Here is a 14,205-nt window from a genome sequence, read left to right as displayed (position 1 = left end):
ACTTAATATGTCGATACTGGGACAAATTGCAAACAAATGTGACGAAAGTCATTTTTTTACGTCATGAATCTCTTCGGTTATGGCGCTCTGCCGCGGGTTTTCCTTCGGAAGATGCGACGCAATGGTTTACCATAGGCAGGTTATTGATCAACAGGATGAGCTCAGGTGTCTGATTCAACGGCAACGCCCACATATCTTTTCCATGACTACGAAACGTTCGGTACCAGCCCTTCGCTGGATCGCCCAGCACAGTTTGCCGCGATTCGTACTGACGCCGATTTCAACATCATTGGCGAGCCAGAAGTCTTTTACTGCAAACCGGCGGATGACTATTTGCCTCAGCCAGAGGCGGTGCTGATTACCGGCATTACGCCGCAACACGCCAAAGCGAACGGCGTTAATGAAGCTGACTTTGCCCGCCGCATCCATGATTTATTCACCGTGCCAAAAACCTGCGTGCTCGGTTATAACAATGTCCGCTTCGACGACGAAGTGACGCGTAATATTTTCTATCGCAACTTTTACGACCCCTATGCCTGGAGCTGGCAAAACAACAACTCGCGCTGGGATTTGCTCGATGTGATGCGCGCCTGCTATGCCCTGCGCCCGGACGGCATCAACTGGCCGGAGAATGATGATGGGTTGCCGAGTTTTCGCCTTGAGCATTTGACGAAAGCGAACGGTATTGAGCACAGCAATGCCCACGATGCGATGGCCGACGTTTACGCGACTATCGCCATGGCGCAACTGGTGAAAACCCACCAGCCGAGACTGTTTGATTATCTGTTGAGCCATCGTAATAAACATAAACTGGCGGCCTTGATTGATGTCCCGCAGATGACGCCGCTGGTGCATGTTTCCGGCATGTTTGGCGCCTGGCGTGGCAATACCAGTTGGGTGGCCCCGCTGGCCTGGCATCCGGAAAACCGCAATGCCGTGATCATGGTGGATCTCGCAGGTGATATGTCGCCGTTGCTGGAACTCGATGCTGACGCGCTGCGCGAGCGCTTGTATACGGCGAAAGCCGAGTTAGGTGACAACGCCGCCGTGCCGGTGAAGTTGGTGCATCTGAATAAGTGCCCTATCCTGGCTCAGGCGAAAACGCTGCGTCCTCAGGATGCTGAACGGCTGGGGATTGACCGTAAGCAGTGCCTGGATAACCTGAGCGTTCTGCGCAATAACCCACAGGTGCGCGAAAAAGTACTGGCTATCTTTGCCGAAGCCGAGCCTTTCGTTCCGTCGGAGAATGTGGACGCGCAGCTGTATAACGGCTTTTTCAGCGACGCAGACCGTGCTGCAATGAACATTCTGCTGGAAACTGAGCCGCGTAATCTCCCGGCGCTGGATATCACCTTTGTCGATAAGCGAATCGAGAAACTGTTGTTCAACTACCGGGCACGCAACTTCCCCGGCACCCTCGATGATGACGAACAGCAGCGCTGGCTGGAGCACCGCCGTCAGGTGTTTACACCTGAGTTTTTGCAGGCCTATGCCGATGAGCTACAGATGCTGTACCAGCAGTATGCCGAGGATAAAGCGAAGCTGACACTGCTGAAATCACTCTGGCAGTATGCTCAGGAGATAGTGTAGTCGTCGAATAACCGGCAAAAAAAACCGGAGGCCATAGCCTCCGGTTTTTTATTCAGTCATGACTTACTGAGCGATATCTTCATACTGCGGTACCGGGTTGCGGAAGCTTTTCGTCACGCATGCCAGGTAAACCAGACCGACACCGCCCCAGATCAGACCCAGAATCATTGAGCTCTGCTCCAGGTTAATCCACAGCGCGCCTACGGTGAGCGCGCCACAGACCGGCAGTACCAGATAGTTGAAGTGCTCTTTCAGCGTTTTGTTACGCTTTTCACGGATCCAGAACTGCGAAATCACTGACAGGTTAACGAAGGTAAACGCCACCAGCGCACCGAAGTTAATCAACGCAGTCGCTGTTACCAGGTCGAATTTAATCGCCAGCAGCGCAATCGCGCCAACCAGCAGTACGTTCCATGCCGGCGTACGCCACTTCGGATGAACATAACCGAAGAAACGGGTCGGGAAGACGCCATCACGGCCCATCACATACATCAGACGCGAAACGCCCGCATGTGCCGCCATACCGGAAGCCAGAACGGTGACGCTGGAGAAAATCAGCACGCCCCACTGGAAGGTTTTACCCGCCACATACAGCATGATTTCCGGCTGAGACGCATCCGGATCTTTAAAGCGCGAGATATCCGGGAAGTACAGTTGCAGGAAATAAGAGGCAACGATAAACACCAGGCCGCCAATCAATGCCGTCAGGAAGATGGCCTTCGGAATAACGCGCTCAGCGTCTTTGGTCTCTTCTGACAGAGAAGAGATGCCGTCAAAACCGAGGAACGAGAAGCACAGGATAGTCGCACCAGTAATCATCGGCACAACGTGCGCGCCTTCAGACCAGAATGGACGCGTGCTGGTCAGCGTACCTGCACCTTCACCGTGAGAGACACCGTAAATGATCAGACCAACGATAACGGCGACAATGCCCATCTGCAGAATAACAATCAGGGTGTTGAAGTTCGCCACGGTCTTGATGCTACGCAGGTTAGAGACGGTCATGAAGGCCACCAGCGCAACAACAAAGATCCACGATGGAACGGAAGGCACCAGCGCTTCAAAATAGATTTTCGCCAGCAGGATGTTGATCATCGGCATGAACAGATAGTCCAGCAGCGAAGACCACCCCACCATAAAGCCAACCGCCGGGCTGATGGATTTCTGGGCGTAGGTATATGCGGAGCCCGCAGACGGGAAACGGCGTACCAGTTTACCGTAGCTCAGTGCCGTAAAGAGAATGGCGACCAGCGCAAAGGCATATGCCGTCGCAACATGGCCGTCGGTCAAGCCAGAGACGATACCAAACGTATCGAACAGCGTCATAGGCTGCATATAGGCGAGGCCCATCATAACAACCGGAATCAACGTAAGTGTTTTACGTAATTCCACGCGAGAGGTCTTTGGAGTAGCGTTATGCGACATAGTTATCCCCTTTTACGGTGAACGCCAGCGCGTAAGCAAAAGATTGCCCCATTTCTTTATATTCCTCAGCGACAACGACTGTCGGTTTTTAGTAAATATCTATCCGGTACGAAGCCCGGCCTCTTGGATTGAATGACGTTTCTATAGTGCAAAAAAAATAACCGACGTCTTGTTAACGTCGGTTAGTTTCAATTTTTTTGCAGCGACATATTTTGCACCAAAGTGAGGCGTTTTGACAAGCCTGTGCGATGGTGCTCACAAAGCCGTAACACCTAACTTACTGAATTTAAATAATTCACTTTGAATTTGGGTAAATTAATAGCACTTTTTGCTAAAAGATAATCGCACTGTTTCGGCTAAATCGCGATTTTCCGCTCTCTCAGTGCATTAACCTGTTTAAAATCAGTCCAGTGGCATGGTCATCGGATTCGGATATTCGTACTCAAATCCCAGTTCGTGGCATATGCGGTTGCCATCAACCACTTTTCCCTTCTCGCCGGGCGCAGAGTCGAGGAATTGCGGCTCAGGTAAACCAAGCTTGCGTGCCATGGCCGGGTAAAACTGCGCTCGCGCCGGGTGCTCAGGTGCGCATAAATTATAGATATGCCCGCCCTTCGGCGCCAAAAGCAACAGCGTGATGGCCGATATGACATCCTCCAGATGGACAAGGTTTACCCCCTGTTGACCGTCTGGCGCCGTTTTTCCGGCAAAAAAACGTCCCGGATGACGGGCCGGCCCCACCAGCCCTGCCAGGCGCAGAATATCCACGGATGTCCCCGGCAAATTGTGCAGCCAGTCCTCAAGCTCTTTCAGTACGCGTCCGCTCGCCGTTGACGGATTGCGCGGCGAGTTTTCCTTTACTGTGCCATGGGTGTCGCCATATACCGAAGTGGAGCTGGTAAAAATGATGCGTGGAATGTGATAGGCCAGCGCGCTATCAACAATCTCTTGCATCGCTTGCAGGTAAAAAGCCTCGCCGGGGCCACTGCGTCTGGCAGGCAAAGTGATAACCAGCGCGTCAACATTCATTAATGCATCCAGATCGTCTGGCTCGCAGAACAGGTCCGGTTCAAGTTTCAGCACGTAGCTTTCAATGCCGCACATACGAGCCGCCTCCACGCCATCCTGAGTGGTTTTGCTGCCGGTGACCTGCCAGCCGCGTGCCGTTAATGACAGCGCCAGCGGCATGCCCAACCATCCTAATCCGACAATTGCGACCTTTTTCATGCGTCTCTCCCGACATTTCGCAGATTCCATTTTAAGGCTACGCCAGCCCGATGAAACTGACAATTCATACAACGAATATGAAATGATTTAATGATTAAAAAAAGCCCTTGCCTTTGATGGTGAAAGTGGTTTAGGTTAAACGACATCAAATGAATAAACATTCATCGAGAATTTTATGACAGGCGTTCAATTTAAACTTCACCATCATCACCATCATCCTGACTAGTCTTTCAGGCGATGTGTGCTGGAAGACGTTTGGATCTTCCAGTGGTGCATGAACGCAAGAGAAAGCCCCCGGAAGATAATCTTCCGGGGGCTTTTTTTTGGACCAAATTCAGCAGGATAATGAGGAAAACAGAATGTTAGACAATACCCGTTTGCGCATAGCTATTCAGAAATCAGGTCGCCTGAGCGATGACTCACGCGAATTACTGGCCCGCTGCGGCATTAAAATCAACCTGCATACACAGCGTCTGATTGCCCTGGCCGAAAATATGCCAATTGATATTCTGCGCGTGCGTGACGACGACATTCCGGGGCTGGTCATGGATGGCGTGGTCGACCTGGGTATTGTGGGTGAAAACGTCCTGGAAGAAGAGCTGTTGACCCGCCGCGCCCAGGGCGAAGATCCGCGTTACTTTACCCTGCGCCGTCTTGATTTCGGGAGCTGCCGCCTGTCACTGGCAACCAACGCCGACGAGGAGTGGAAAGGCCCGGCCTCACTTGATGGTAAACGTATTGCCACCTCTTACCCACACCTGCTCAAACGCTATCTCGACCAGAAAGGCGTCGCCTTCAAATCCTGCCTGCTGAACGGTTCCGTTGAAGTGGCCCCACGCGCCGGTCTGGCGGATGCCATCTGCGACCTGGTCTCCACCGGCGCTACCCTGGAGGCGAATGGTCTGCGCGAAGTTGAAGTGATTTACCGCTCTAAAGCCTGTCTGATTCAACGCGACGGCGATCTGCTGGATGGCAAACAAGAGCTGGTTGATAAATTACTGACCCGTATTCAGGGCGTGATTCAGGCACGTGAATCAAAATACATAATGATGCACGCGCCGACCGAGCGTCTGGATGAAGTGATTTCTCTGCTGCCGGGCGCCGAACGTCCAACCATTCTGCCGCTGGCAGGCGATCAGCAGCGTGTCGCGATGCATATGGTGAGCAGCGAAACCCTGTTCTGGGAAACCATGGAAAAACTCAAAGCGCTGGGCGCCAGTTCTATTCTGGTGCTGCCAATCGAGAAGATGATGGAGTAATCCACCTTACGATTCGCCCGGTGGCGCTATGTCTGCCGGGCCTGGACACCTGGGCCGGATAAGCGAACGCGCTACCCTGCCTATAAAGGAAAACGATTATGAGCTTTAACACAATCATCGACTGGAACAGTTGCAGCCCGCAGCAGCAACGCGAGCTGCTGATGCGCCCGGCGATCTCTGCCTCAGAAAGTATCACCCGTACCGTTGTGGAAATCCTCGACAACGTGAAAAGCAATGGCGATAACGCCCTGCGCGAATACAGCGCGAAATTTGATAAAACCGACGTTTCTGCGCTGAAAGTCACCGCGCAGGAAATTGCCGACGCCAGCGCCCGTCTCGGTGACGACATCAAGCAGGCGATGGCTGTGGCGGTGAAAAATATCGACACCTTCCACCTCGCACAGAAACTGCAAACGGTTGATGTGGAAACCCTGCCGGGCGTACGTTGCCAACAGGTGACCCGCCCTATCGCTTCCGTTGGGCTGTATATCCCGGGCGGTTCTGCGCCGCTGTTTTCTACCGTGCTGATGCTGGCCACGCCGGCACGCATTGCGGGCTGCAAAAAAGTGGTGCTCTGCTCCCCTCCCCCTATTGCGGATGAAATTCTCTATGCGGCGCAACTCTGCGGTGTACAGGAAGTCTTTAAAGTGGGGGGCGCGCAAGCGATTGCGGCTCTGGCATTTGGCACGGAATCTGTGCCCAAAGTCGATAAAATCTTCGGACCCGGCAACGCCTTCGTGACCGAAGCCAAACGTCAGGTGAGCCAGCGTCTGGATGGCGCCGCTATCGATATGCCGGCAGGCCCGTCAGAAGTGCTGGTCATTGCCGACAGCGGCGCCACGCCGGATTTCGTCGCCTCCGATCTCCTGTCGCAGGCGGAACATGGCCCGGACTCGCAGGTGATCCTGCTGACGCCAGATGCCGACATGGCCCGCGCCGTTGCGCAGGCTGTGGAACGTCAGCTGGAAGACCTGCCCCGCGCGGAAACGGCACGTAAGGCACTCTCTGCCAGCCGCCTGATTGTGGCCAAAGACCTGGCGCAATGCGTACAAATCTCAAACCAGTACGGCCCGGAACACTTAATTATTCAGACCCGTAGTGCACGCGATCTGGTGGATGATATCACCAGCGCCGGTTCGGTCTTTTTGGGCGACTGGTCGCCGGAGTCCGCAGGTGATTATGCCTCCGGCACCAACCACGTCCTGCCGACGTACGGTTATACCGCCACCTGCTCCAGCCTGGGGCTGGCCGATTTCCAGAAACGGATGACCGTTCAGGAGTTATCGCGCGAAGGCTTCGCGTCTCTCGCTTCTACTATTGAAACGCTGGCGGCCGCTGAACTGCTCACCGCCCACAAAAATGCCGTCACCCTGCGTGTTAACGCCCTTAAGGAGCAAGCATGAGTATTGAGGAACTGGCTCGCGCCAACGTACGTGCCCTGACCCCGTATCAGTCTGCCCGTCGTCTTGGCGGTAAGGGCGATGTCTGGCTGAACGCCAACGAATTCCCGACGGCGGTGAAGTTTAATTTCACTCAGCAAACGCTGAACCGCTACCCGGAGTGTCAGCCGAAAGCGGTTATCGAAGGGTATGCGCAGTACGCCGGGCTTAAGCCGGAACAAGTGCTGGTGAGTCGCGGCGCTGATGAAGGTATTGAACTCCTTATCCGCGCGTTCTGCGAGCCAGGTAAAGACGCTATTCTGTTCTGCCCGCCGACCTACGGTATGTATAGCGTCAGCGCAGAAACGTTTGGCGTGGAATACCGCACGGCCCTTACGCTTGAGGGCTGGCAACTGGATCTGCAAAACATTGCCGACCAGCTTGAGAACGTCAAACTGGTGTATGTGTGCAGCCCGAATAACCCCACCGGACAAATCATCAATCCACAGGACATTCGTGCCGTGCTGGAGATGACGCGCGGCAAAGCGCTCGTGGTAGCCGACGAAGCGTATATTGAATTTTGCCCACAGGCGACGCTGGCGGGCTGGCTTGAAGAGTACCCGCACCTGGTGATACTGCGCACGCTGTCGAAAGCCTTTGCGCTGGCAGGCCTGCGCTGTGGCTTCACTCTGGCGAATGAAGAGGTGATCAACCTGCTGATGAAAGTGATCGCCCCCTACCCACTCTCGACACCCGTGGCCGATATCGCGGCCCAGGCCCTGACCCCGCAGGGGATTGTGGCGATGCGTGAGCGTGTCGCGCAAATCGTGGCCGAGCGCGAGTATCTGTCAACAGCACTTCGCGACATTCCCTGCGTGGAGACGGTGTTTGATTCAGAGACCAACTACATTCTGGTACGCTTCAAAGCCTCCAGCGCTGTCTTTAAATCTCTGTGGGATCAGGGCATTATCCTGCGTGACCAAAATAAACAACCGACCTTGAGCGGCTGCCTGCGTATCACTATCGGCACCCGCGAAGAGAGCCAGCGCGTCATCGACGCTTTACGTGCGGAGTCTGTATGAGCCAGAAGTACCTTTTTATTGACCGTGATGGAACCCTGATTTCCGAGCCGCCATCTGATTATCAGGTCGATCGTTTTGACAAGCTGGCCTTTGAACCGGACGCGATTCCGGTTCTGCTCGCGCTACAAAAGGCGGGCTTCAAACTGGTGATGATCACTAATCAGGACGGTCTGGGCACCAGCAGCTTTCCGCAGGCCGATTTTGACGGCCCGCATAACCTGATGATGCAGATTTTCACCTCGCAAGGCGTGGTGTTTGAAGAGGTCCTGATTTGTCCGCACTTCCCGGGCGATGAGTGTGATTGCCGCAAACCGAAAGTGAAAATGGTGGAACGCTGGCTGGTTGAGCAAGCGCTGGATAAAGCGAACAGCTATGTTATTGGCGATCGCGCAACGGATATTGAGCTGGCGGCCAACATGGGCATTGCCGGGCTGCGTTACAACCGCGAAACCCTGAACTGGGCAGCCATTGGCGAGCAGTTAACCAAACGCGATCGCTACGCCCACGTTGAGCGCAAAACCAAAGAGACGCAGATTGACGTCAAAGTGTGGCTGGATCGCGAAGGCGGCAGCAAAATCCGCACCGGCGTGGGCTTCTTTGATCATATGCTCGATCAAATTGCCACCCACGGCGGCTTTCGCATGGAAATCGACGTTAAAGGCGATCTCTACATTGACGATCACCATACGGTGGAAGATACCGGTCTGGCGTTAGGCGAGGCGCTGAAACTGGCGCTGGGCGACAAGCGCGGTATCAACCGTTTTGGTTTTGTGCTGCCGATGGACGAATGCCTGGCACGCTGCGCGCTGGATATTTCCGGGCGTCCGCACCTGGAATATAAAGCAGAGTTTACCTATCAGCGCGTGGGCGATTTGAGCACCGAGATGGTTGAGCACTTCTTTAGCTCTCTTTCTTACACCATGGGTGTCACGCTGCATTTGAAAACCAAAGGCAAAAACGATCACCACCGCGTGGAGAGCCTGTTCAAAGTCTTTGGTCGTACGCTGCGCCAGGCCATTCGCGTCGAAGGCGATACCCTTCCCTCCTCGAAAGGAGTGTTGTGATGAATGTCGTTATCCTGGATACCGGCTGCGCTAACCTCAACTCCGTGAAATCGGCCATTTCGCGCCACGGCTACGAGCCGCTGGTGAGCCGCGATCCGGACGTGGTGCTGCGCGCCGACAAACTCTTTCTGCCAGGCGTTGGCACTGCCCAGGCCGCCATGGCTCAACTGCAAGAACGCGACCTGATTGAACTGATCAAAGCCTGCACCCAGCCAGTGCTGGGCATCTGCCTGGGTATGCAGTTACTGGGGCGTTTCAGCGAAGAGAACAGTGGCGTGGATTTACTGGGCATCATCGACCAGGACGTGCCGAAAATGGAAGATGTCGGTTTGCCGCTGCCACACATGGGCTGGAACCGTGTCTATCCGAAAGCAGGCAATCGTCTGTTCCAGGGGATAGATGACGGCGCGTACTTCTATTTTGTTCATAGCTACGCCATGCCGGTTAACCCTTACACCATCGCCCAGTGTCAGTACGGCACGCCGTTTACGGCCGCGGTGCAAAAAGACAACTTCTATGGCGTGCAATTCCATCCGGAACGTTCAGGACGCGCGGGTGCACAACTGCTGAAAAACTTTCTGGAGATGTGATGATTATTCCGGCTTTAGATTTAATTGATGGAACGGTAGTGCGCCTGCATCAGGGGGATTACGGCCAGCAGCGCGACTACGGCACCGACCCGTTGCCGCGCCTGCAGGATTACGCTGCGCAGGGTGCCCAGGTGCTGCACCTGGTGGATTTAACAGGGGCGAAAGATCCGGCGCGTCGCCAGATCCCATTGCTGAAAACACTGGTTGCCGGGGTGAATGTGCCGGTACAGGTCGGCGGCGGTGTACGTACCGAGGAAGATGTCGCCGCGCTGCTTGATGCCGGTGTCGCCCGTGTGGTCGTTGGTTCAACAGCCGTGAAATCACCCGAGGTCGTTAAAGGGTGGTTCGCGCGTTTTGGTGCCGATGCGCTGGTCCTGGCGCTGGATGTACGTATTGATGCCGCAGGCAATAAACAGGTGGCGGTAAGCGGCTGGCAGGAAGATTCCGGCGTCTCGCTGGAAGCGCTGGTAGACACCTACTTACCGGTTGGCCTTAAGCACGTGCTATGCACCGATATCTCCCGCGATGGCACGCTGGCGGGTTCGAACGTATCGCTGTATGAGGAAGTGTGCGCGCGGTATCCGCAGGTTGCGTTTCAGTCTTCCGGCGGTATTGGCGATATCAATGATATCGCGGCACTGCGTGGAACAGGCGTGAAAGGCGTGATCGTGGGTCGCGCGCTACTGGAAGGTAAATTCACTGTAACGGAGGCCATCCAATGCTGGCAAAACGGATAATTCCCTGTCTTGACGTACGCGATGGTCAGGTGGTGAAAGGCGTTCAGTTCCGCAATCACGAAATCATCGGCGACATCGTGCCTCTGGCGAAACGCTACGCCGAGGAAGGCGCTGACGAGCTGGTGTTTTACGATATCACCGCCTCAAGCGATGGTCGTGTGGTCGATAAAAGCTGGGTCTCTCGCGTCGCGGAAGTGATCGACATTCCGTTCTGTGTGGCGGGCGGGATCAAATCTGCTGACGATGCCCACAAAATTCTCTCTTTCGGCGCGGATAAGATTTCCATCAACTCCCCGGCGCTGGCGGATCCGGAGCTTATCACTCGCCTGGCCGATCGTTTTGGCGTGCAGTGTATTGTGGTAGGTATTGATACCTGGTTTGATGCATCGAGCGGCAAATACCACGTCAATCAGTATACCGGAGATGAAAGCCGCACCCGCGTGACCACCTGGGAGACGCTGGACTGGGTGCAGGAAGTTCAGAAACGCGGCGCCGGAGAGATCGTGCTTAACATGATGAACCAGGACGGCGTGCGTAACGGTTATGACCTTGAGCAACTGAAAAAAGTGCGCGAGGTTTGCCACGTCCCGCTTATCGCTTCCGGCGGCGCGGGTACCATGGAACACTTCCTTGAGGCCTTCCGCGACGCCAACGTCGACGGCGCGCTGGCGGCATCGGTGTTCCATAAGCAAATTATCAATATTGGTGAGTTAAAAACGTTCCTGGCAGGCCAGGGCGTGGAGATAAGGGTATGTTAACAGAGCTGCAACTGGCCCAACTGGACTGGGAAAAAACCGACGGACTGCTGCCCGCCGTGGTGCAACACGCGGTCTCCGGCGAAGTATTGATGCTGGGGTATATGAACAAGGACGCGCTGGCGAAAACGCTGGAAAGTGGCAAAGTCACCTTCTTCTCGCGGACCAAAGGACGTTTGTGGACCAAAGGCGAAAGTTCTGGCCATTTTCTGAATGTGGTGAACATTGCGCCGGACTGTGATAACGATACCCTGCTGGTACTGGTGAATCCCATTGGTCCAACCTGCCACACGGGAACGTCCAGTTGCTTTGGCGACAATGCCCATCAGTGGCTTTTCCTCTACCAACTGGAACAACTGCTCGCCGAACGCAAAACGGCAGACCCGGCCAGCTCATATACCGCTAAGCTGTATGCCAGCGGCACCAAGCGTATCGCGCAAAAGGTGGGTGAAGAAGGTGTGGAAACCGCGCTGGCGGCCACCGTTCACGATCGTGAAGAGCTGACCAACGAAGCGTCTGACTTGATGTATCACCTGCTGGTCTTGTTGCAGGATCAGAACCTGGATCTGACCACAGTTATCGAAAATCTGCGTAAGCGTCACCAGTAATTGCTATGGGGAGTGCCCGCACTCCCCCTCTTCCCCACTGAATTAACAGTTATCATTCTGCTTCTCAACAGGTATGATCCGCCTCATGGTTCAGCGCCGCTCCTGCCGCGCTGCATGTTTTGCATCACCAGACATTGAGGTTGAAGATGAAATTTTTGGTCACCGGCGCGGCCGGCTTTATCGGCTTTCACGTCAGCGAACGTCTGTTACAGGCGGGCCATCAGGTCACAGGGATAGATAACCTTAATGATTATTATGAAGTCAGCCTGAAAGAAGCACGCCTGAACTTACTGGCAAACGAAAACTTTCGCTTTGTGAAATTGGACCTGGCAGACCGTGAAGGGATGGCACAACTGTTTGCCGAAGAAAAGTTCGATCGCGTTATCCATCTTGCCGCTCAGGCGGGCGTACGTTATTCACTGGAAAACCCACATGTTTACGCCGAAGCTAACCTGATTGGTCATCTGAACGTGCTGGAAGGCTGTCGCCACAATAAGGTTCAGCATTTACTGTATGCCTCCTCCAGTTCTGTTTACGGCCTGAACCGCAAGATGCCTTTCTCTACGGAAGATTCGGTTGATCACCCGGTATCGCTTTACGCCGCAACCAAAAAAGCCAATGAGCTGATGTCGCATACCTATTCACATCTTTATGGTTTGCCGACCACGGGACTGCGTTTCTTTACGGTTTACGGTCCGTGGGGACGCCCGGACATGGCATTGTTTAAATTCACCAAAGCGATGTTGGAAGGCAAAAGCATCGATGTCTATAACTACGGTAAGATGAAGCGCGACTTTACCTATGTGGATGATATTGTTGAAGCCATTATCCGCATGCAGGATGTGATACCGCAGGCTGACCCGAACTGGACCGTTGAAAGTGGCTCGCCGGCCACCAGCTCAGCGCCTTACCATATCTACAACATCGGCAATAGCTCACCGGTGGAGTTAATGGATTACATCACGGCACTGGAAGAGGCGCTGGGGATTGAAGCGCAGAAGAATATGATGCCGATTCAGGCGGGCGATGTGCTGGAAACCAGCGCCGATACGCAGCCGTTATATGACACCATCGGTTTTAAACCGCAGACATCGGTTAAAGAAGGCGTGAAGAAATTTGTCGAGTGGTACAAGACGTATTACAACGCGTAAAAAAACGGCCCTGACGGGCCGTTTTTCTTTCTGGCTTAGTCGTTACCGAACAGATCGCGGGTATAGACTTTAGCTTCCACATCCGCCAGTTCCGGCGCCATGCGGTTTGAAATAATCACATCCGATTCTTTCTTGAACGTTTCCAGGTCACGGACAACGCGAGAATGGAAGAACTCGTCTTCCTGCATTACCGGTTCATAAATAATGACCTGTACACCCTTCGCCTTAATACGCTTCATAATCCCCTGAATAGAGGATGCACGGAAGTTATCAGAGCCGCTCTTCATAATAAGACGGTAGACACCCACCACCTTCGGCTTACGAGAGAGAATTGAATCAGCAATGAAGTCCTTACGCGTGCGGTTGGCATCGACGATTGCCGCGATAATGTTATTCGGCACCGACTGATAGTTTGCCAGTAATTGCTTAGTGTCTTTCGGCAGACAGTAGCCACCATAGCCAAACGACGGATTGTTGTAGTGATTGCCAATACGCGGGTCAAGACAAACCCCTTCGATAATCTGGCGCGTATTCAGCCCCAGCGCTTCGGCATAGCTGTCGAGCTCATTAAAGTAAGCCACGCGCATTGCCAGATAGGTATTGGCGAACAGCTTGATGGCTTCGGCTTCGGTGGAGTCGGTAAACAGCGTAGGGATATCTTTCTTGATAGCCCCTTCCTGTAGCAGGCCCGCAAAACGCTCTGCACGTGCTGAACGTTCACCAATGACGATACGGGACGGATGCAGGTTGTCGTAAAGCGCTTTCCCTTCGCGTAAGAACTCCGGGGAGAAGATCACGTTATCAATGCCGAGCTCTTCTTTGATGGACTGGGTGAACCCTACCGGGATGGTAGATTTGATAATCATCACCGCATCCGGGTTGATTTCGTGCACATCACGGATGACCGACTCGACGCTGGACGTATTGAAGTAGTTGGTTTTCGGGTCGTAATCAGTCGGGGTGGCGATAATGACATAATCGGCGCCACGATAGGCATCATGCTTATCTGTGGTGGCGCGGAAATTCAGTTGTTTTGTCGCCAGATACTCTTCAATTTCTTTATCAACGATCGGCGATTTTTTCTGATTCAGCATATCGACTTTAGCCTGCACGATATCCAGTGCGACCACTTCATGATGCTGCGCAATCAGGATACCGTTTGATAGGCCAACGTAGCCTGTTCCGGAGATTGTTATTTTCATTCGATAAGCATCTTTTGTAGTTTGAGTATATGGGTTGGAAGTAAAACCAACCTTGCCTGTTAATTTTGCAGTCGGAATATCAATGCCGTCAAGCAAGAGCAAGAACTAGTTACTGCCCTGTGATTGAACATTTAAT

General features: G+C 53.8%; 15 protein-coding genes and 1 other annotated feature. Of the genes, 11 read left to right on the top strand and 4 right to left on the bottom strand.

What is annotated here, in order from left to right; genetic code table 11:
- The first annotated feature begins 165 nt into the window (after nt 1–165).
- A complete protein-coding gene (sbcB, locus tag L2097_RS02655) occupies nt 166–1,590 on the top strand; it encodes an exodeoxyribonuclease I (protein WP_250352071.1) in 1,425 nt (474 codons plus the stop codon).
- Between the two features lie 63 nt (nt 1,591–1,653).
- On the opposite strand, the gene L2097_RS02650 is transcribed toward sbcB, so the two are convergent.
- The 3 genes from L2097_RS02650 to L2097_RS02645 form a co-directional block, all read right to left on the bottom strand.
- On the bottom strand, nt 1,654–3,015 hold the full coding sequence (locus tag L2097_RS02650) for an APC family permease (RefSeq protein WP_250352070.1): 1,362 nt from the start codon (nt 3,013–3,015) through the stop codon (nt 1,654–1,656).
- Nucleotides 3,005–3,067, bottom strand: coding sequence for a membrane protein YoeI (yoeI, locus tag L2097_RS25740; RefSeq protein ID WP_103245917.1), 63 nt, complete (start codon nt 3,065–3,067; stop codon nt 3,005–3,007). The genes L2097_RS02650 and yoeI overlap by 11 nt, the downstream gene beginning before the upstream one ends.
- A 350-nt stretch (nt 3,068–3,417) precedes the next feature.
- Nucleotides 3,418–4,242 carry an SDR family oxidoreductase gene (locus L2097_RS02645; RefSeq protein ID WP_103278823.1) on the bottom strand — a complete coding sequence of 275 codons (825 nt, stop codon included), beginning with the start codon at nt 4,240–4,242 and terminating at the stop codon, nt 3,418–3,420.
- 175 nt (nt 4,243–4,417) lie between these two features.
- Between L2097_RS02645 and hisL the strand changes: the two genes are divergently transcribed.
- From hisL to L2097_RS02595, 10 genes are all read left to right on the top strand, one after another.
- Nucleotides 4,418–4,468, top strand: coding sequence for a his operon leader peptide (gene hisL, locus L2097_RS02640; protein ID WP_103245916.1), 51 nt, complete (start codon nt 4,418–4,420; stop codon nt 4,466–4,468).
- Nucleotides 4,444–4,567, top strand: a sequence feature (His leader region). It overlaps the preceding gene by 25 nt.
- Nucleotides 4,568–4,601: 34 nt before the next feature.
- On the top strand, nt 4,602–5,501 hold the full coding sequence (gene hisG, locus L2097_RS02635) for an ATP phosphoribosyltransferase (RefSeq protein WP_041851935.1): 900 nt from the start codon (nt 4,602–4,604) through the stop codon (nt 5,499–5,501).
- Between the two features lie 98 nt (nt 5,502–5,599).
- Nucleotides 5,600–6,904, top strand: coding sequence for a histidinol dehydrogenase (hisD, locus tag L2097_RS02630; protein WP_250352069.1), 1,305 nt, complete (start codon nt 5,600–5,602; stop codon nt 6,902–6,904).
- Complete coding sequence (gene hisC / locus L2097_RS02625; RefSeq protein WP_165158320.1) at nt 6,901–7,962, top strand: histidinol-phosphate transaminase; 1,062 nt, start codon at nt 6,901–6,903, stop codon at nt 7,960–7,962. Before hisD ends, hisC begins: the two co-directional genes overlap by 4 nt.
- Entirely contained in the window at nt 7,959–9,026 is a 1,068-nt protein-coding gene (gene hisB, locus L2097_RS02620) for a bifunctional histidinol-phosphatase/imidazoleglycerol-phosphate dehydratase HisB (RefSeq protein WP_041851938.1), read from the top strand. Before hisC ends, hisB begins: the two co-directional genes overlap by 4 nt.
- Nucleotides 9,026–9,616 carry an imidazole glycerol phosphate synthase subunit HisH gene (gene hisH, locus L2097_RS02615; RefSeq protein ID WP_250352068.1) on the top strand — a complete coding sequence of 197 codons (591 nt, stop codon included), beginning with the start codon at nt 9,026–9,028 and terminating at the stop codon, nt 9,614–9,616. The genes hisB and hisH overlap by 1 nt, the downstream gene beginning before the upstream one ends.
- Entirely contained in the window at nt 9,616–10,353 is a 738-nt protein-coding gene (gene hisA / locus L2097_RS02610) for a 1-(5-phosphoribosyl)-5-[(5-phosphoribosylamino)methylideneamino]imidazole-4-carboxamide isomerase (protein WP_047369633.1), read from the top strand. Before hisH ends, hisA begins: the two co-directional genes overlap by 1 nt.
- On the top strand, nt 10,335–11,111 hold the full coding sequence (gene hisF / locus L2097_RS02605) for an imidazole glycerol phosphate synthase subunit HisF (protein WP_250352067.1): 777 nt from the start codon (nt 10,335–10,337) through the stop codon (nt 11,109–11,111). Before hisA ends, hisF begins: the two co-directional genes overlap by 19 nt.
- Nucleotides 11,105–11,716, top strand: a complete 612-nt coding sequence (hisIE, locus tag L2097_RS02600; RefSeq protein WP_047369632.1) for a bifunctional phosphoribosyl-AMP cyclohydrolase/phosphoribosyl-ATP diphosphatase HisIE — start codon at nt 11,105–11,107, stop codon at nt 11,714–11,716. The genes hisF and hisIE overlap by 7 nt, the downstream gene beginning before the upstream one ends.
- 146 nt (nt 11,717–11,862) lie before the next feature.
- Nucleotides 11,863–12,867 (top strand): NAD-dependent epimerase, encoded by a 1,005-nt coding sequence (locus tag L2097_RS02595; RefSeq protein ID WP_165158317.1) that lies wholly within the window; start codon nt 11,863–11,865, stop codon nt 12,865–12,867.
- Between the two features lie 35 nt (nt 12,868–12,902).
- Here L2097_RS02595 and ugd read toward each other — a convergent pair whose 3' ends face one another.
- Entirely contained in the window at nt 12,903–14,069 is a 1,167-nt protein-coding gene (gene ugd, locus L2097_RS02590; RefSeq protein ID WP_085006469.1) for a UDP-glucose 6-dehydrogenase, read from the bottom strand.
- Between the last annotated feature and the right edge of the window lie 136 nt (nt 14,070–14,205).

It is taken from the genome of Citrobacter sp. MNAZ 1397, from assembly GCF_023613995.1.
GTDB classification, from domain to species: domain Bacteria; phylum Pseudomonadota; class Gammaproteobacteria; order Enterobacterales; family Enterobacteriaceae; genus Phytobacter; species Phytobacter ursingii.
This window is presented reverse-complemented; position numbering and strand designations above follow the sequence as displayed.

Bases quoted from the DNA above. Each gene is read 5' to 3' on its own strand.
- L2097_RS02650 (WP_250352070.1), bottom strand. From the start codon at position 3,015: ATGTCGCATAACGCTACTCCAAAGACCTCTCGCGTGGAATTACGTAAA.
- L2097_RS02645 (WP_103278823.1), bottom strand. From the start codon at position 4,242: ATGAAAAAGGTCGCAATTGTCGGATTAGGATGGTTGGGCATGCCGCTG.
- hisG (WP_041851935.1), top strand. From the start codon at position 4,602: ATGTTAGACAATACCCGTTTGCGCATAGCTATTCAGAAATCAGGTCGC.
- hisD (WP_250352069.1), top strand. From the start codon at position 5,600: ATGAGCTTTAACACAATCATCGACTGGAACAGTTGCAGCCCGCAGCAG.
- hisC (WP_165158320.1), top strand. From the start codon at position 6,901: ATGAGTATTGAGGAACTGGCTCGCGCCAACGTACGTGCCCTGACCCCG.
- hisB (WP_041851938.1), top strand. From the start codon at position 7,959: ATGAGCCAGAAGTACCTTTTTATTGACCGTGATGGAACCCTGATTTCC.
- hisH (WP_250352068.1), top strand. From the start codon at position 9,026: ATGAATGTCGTTATCCTGGATACCGGCTGCGCTAACCTCAACTCCGTG.
- hisA (WP_047369633.1), top strand. From the start codon at position 9,616: ATGATTATTCCGGCTTTAGATTTAATTGATGGAACGGTAGTGCGCCTG.
- hisF (WP_250352067.1), top strand. From the start codon at position 10,335: ATGCTGGCAAAACGGATAATTCCCTGTCTTGACGTACGCGATGGTCAG.
- hisIE (WP_047369632.1), top strand. From the start codon at position 11,105: ATGTTAACAGAGCTGCAACTGGCCCAACTGGACTGGGAAAAAACCGAC.
- L2097_RS02595 (WP_165158317.1), top strand. From the start codon at position 11,863: ATGAAATTTTTGGTCACCGGCGCGGCCGGCTTTATCGGCTTTCACGTC.
- ugd (WP_085006469.1), bottom strand. From the start codon at position 14,069: ATGAAAATAACAATCTCCGGAACAGGCTACGTTGGCCTATCAAACGGT.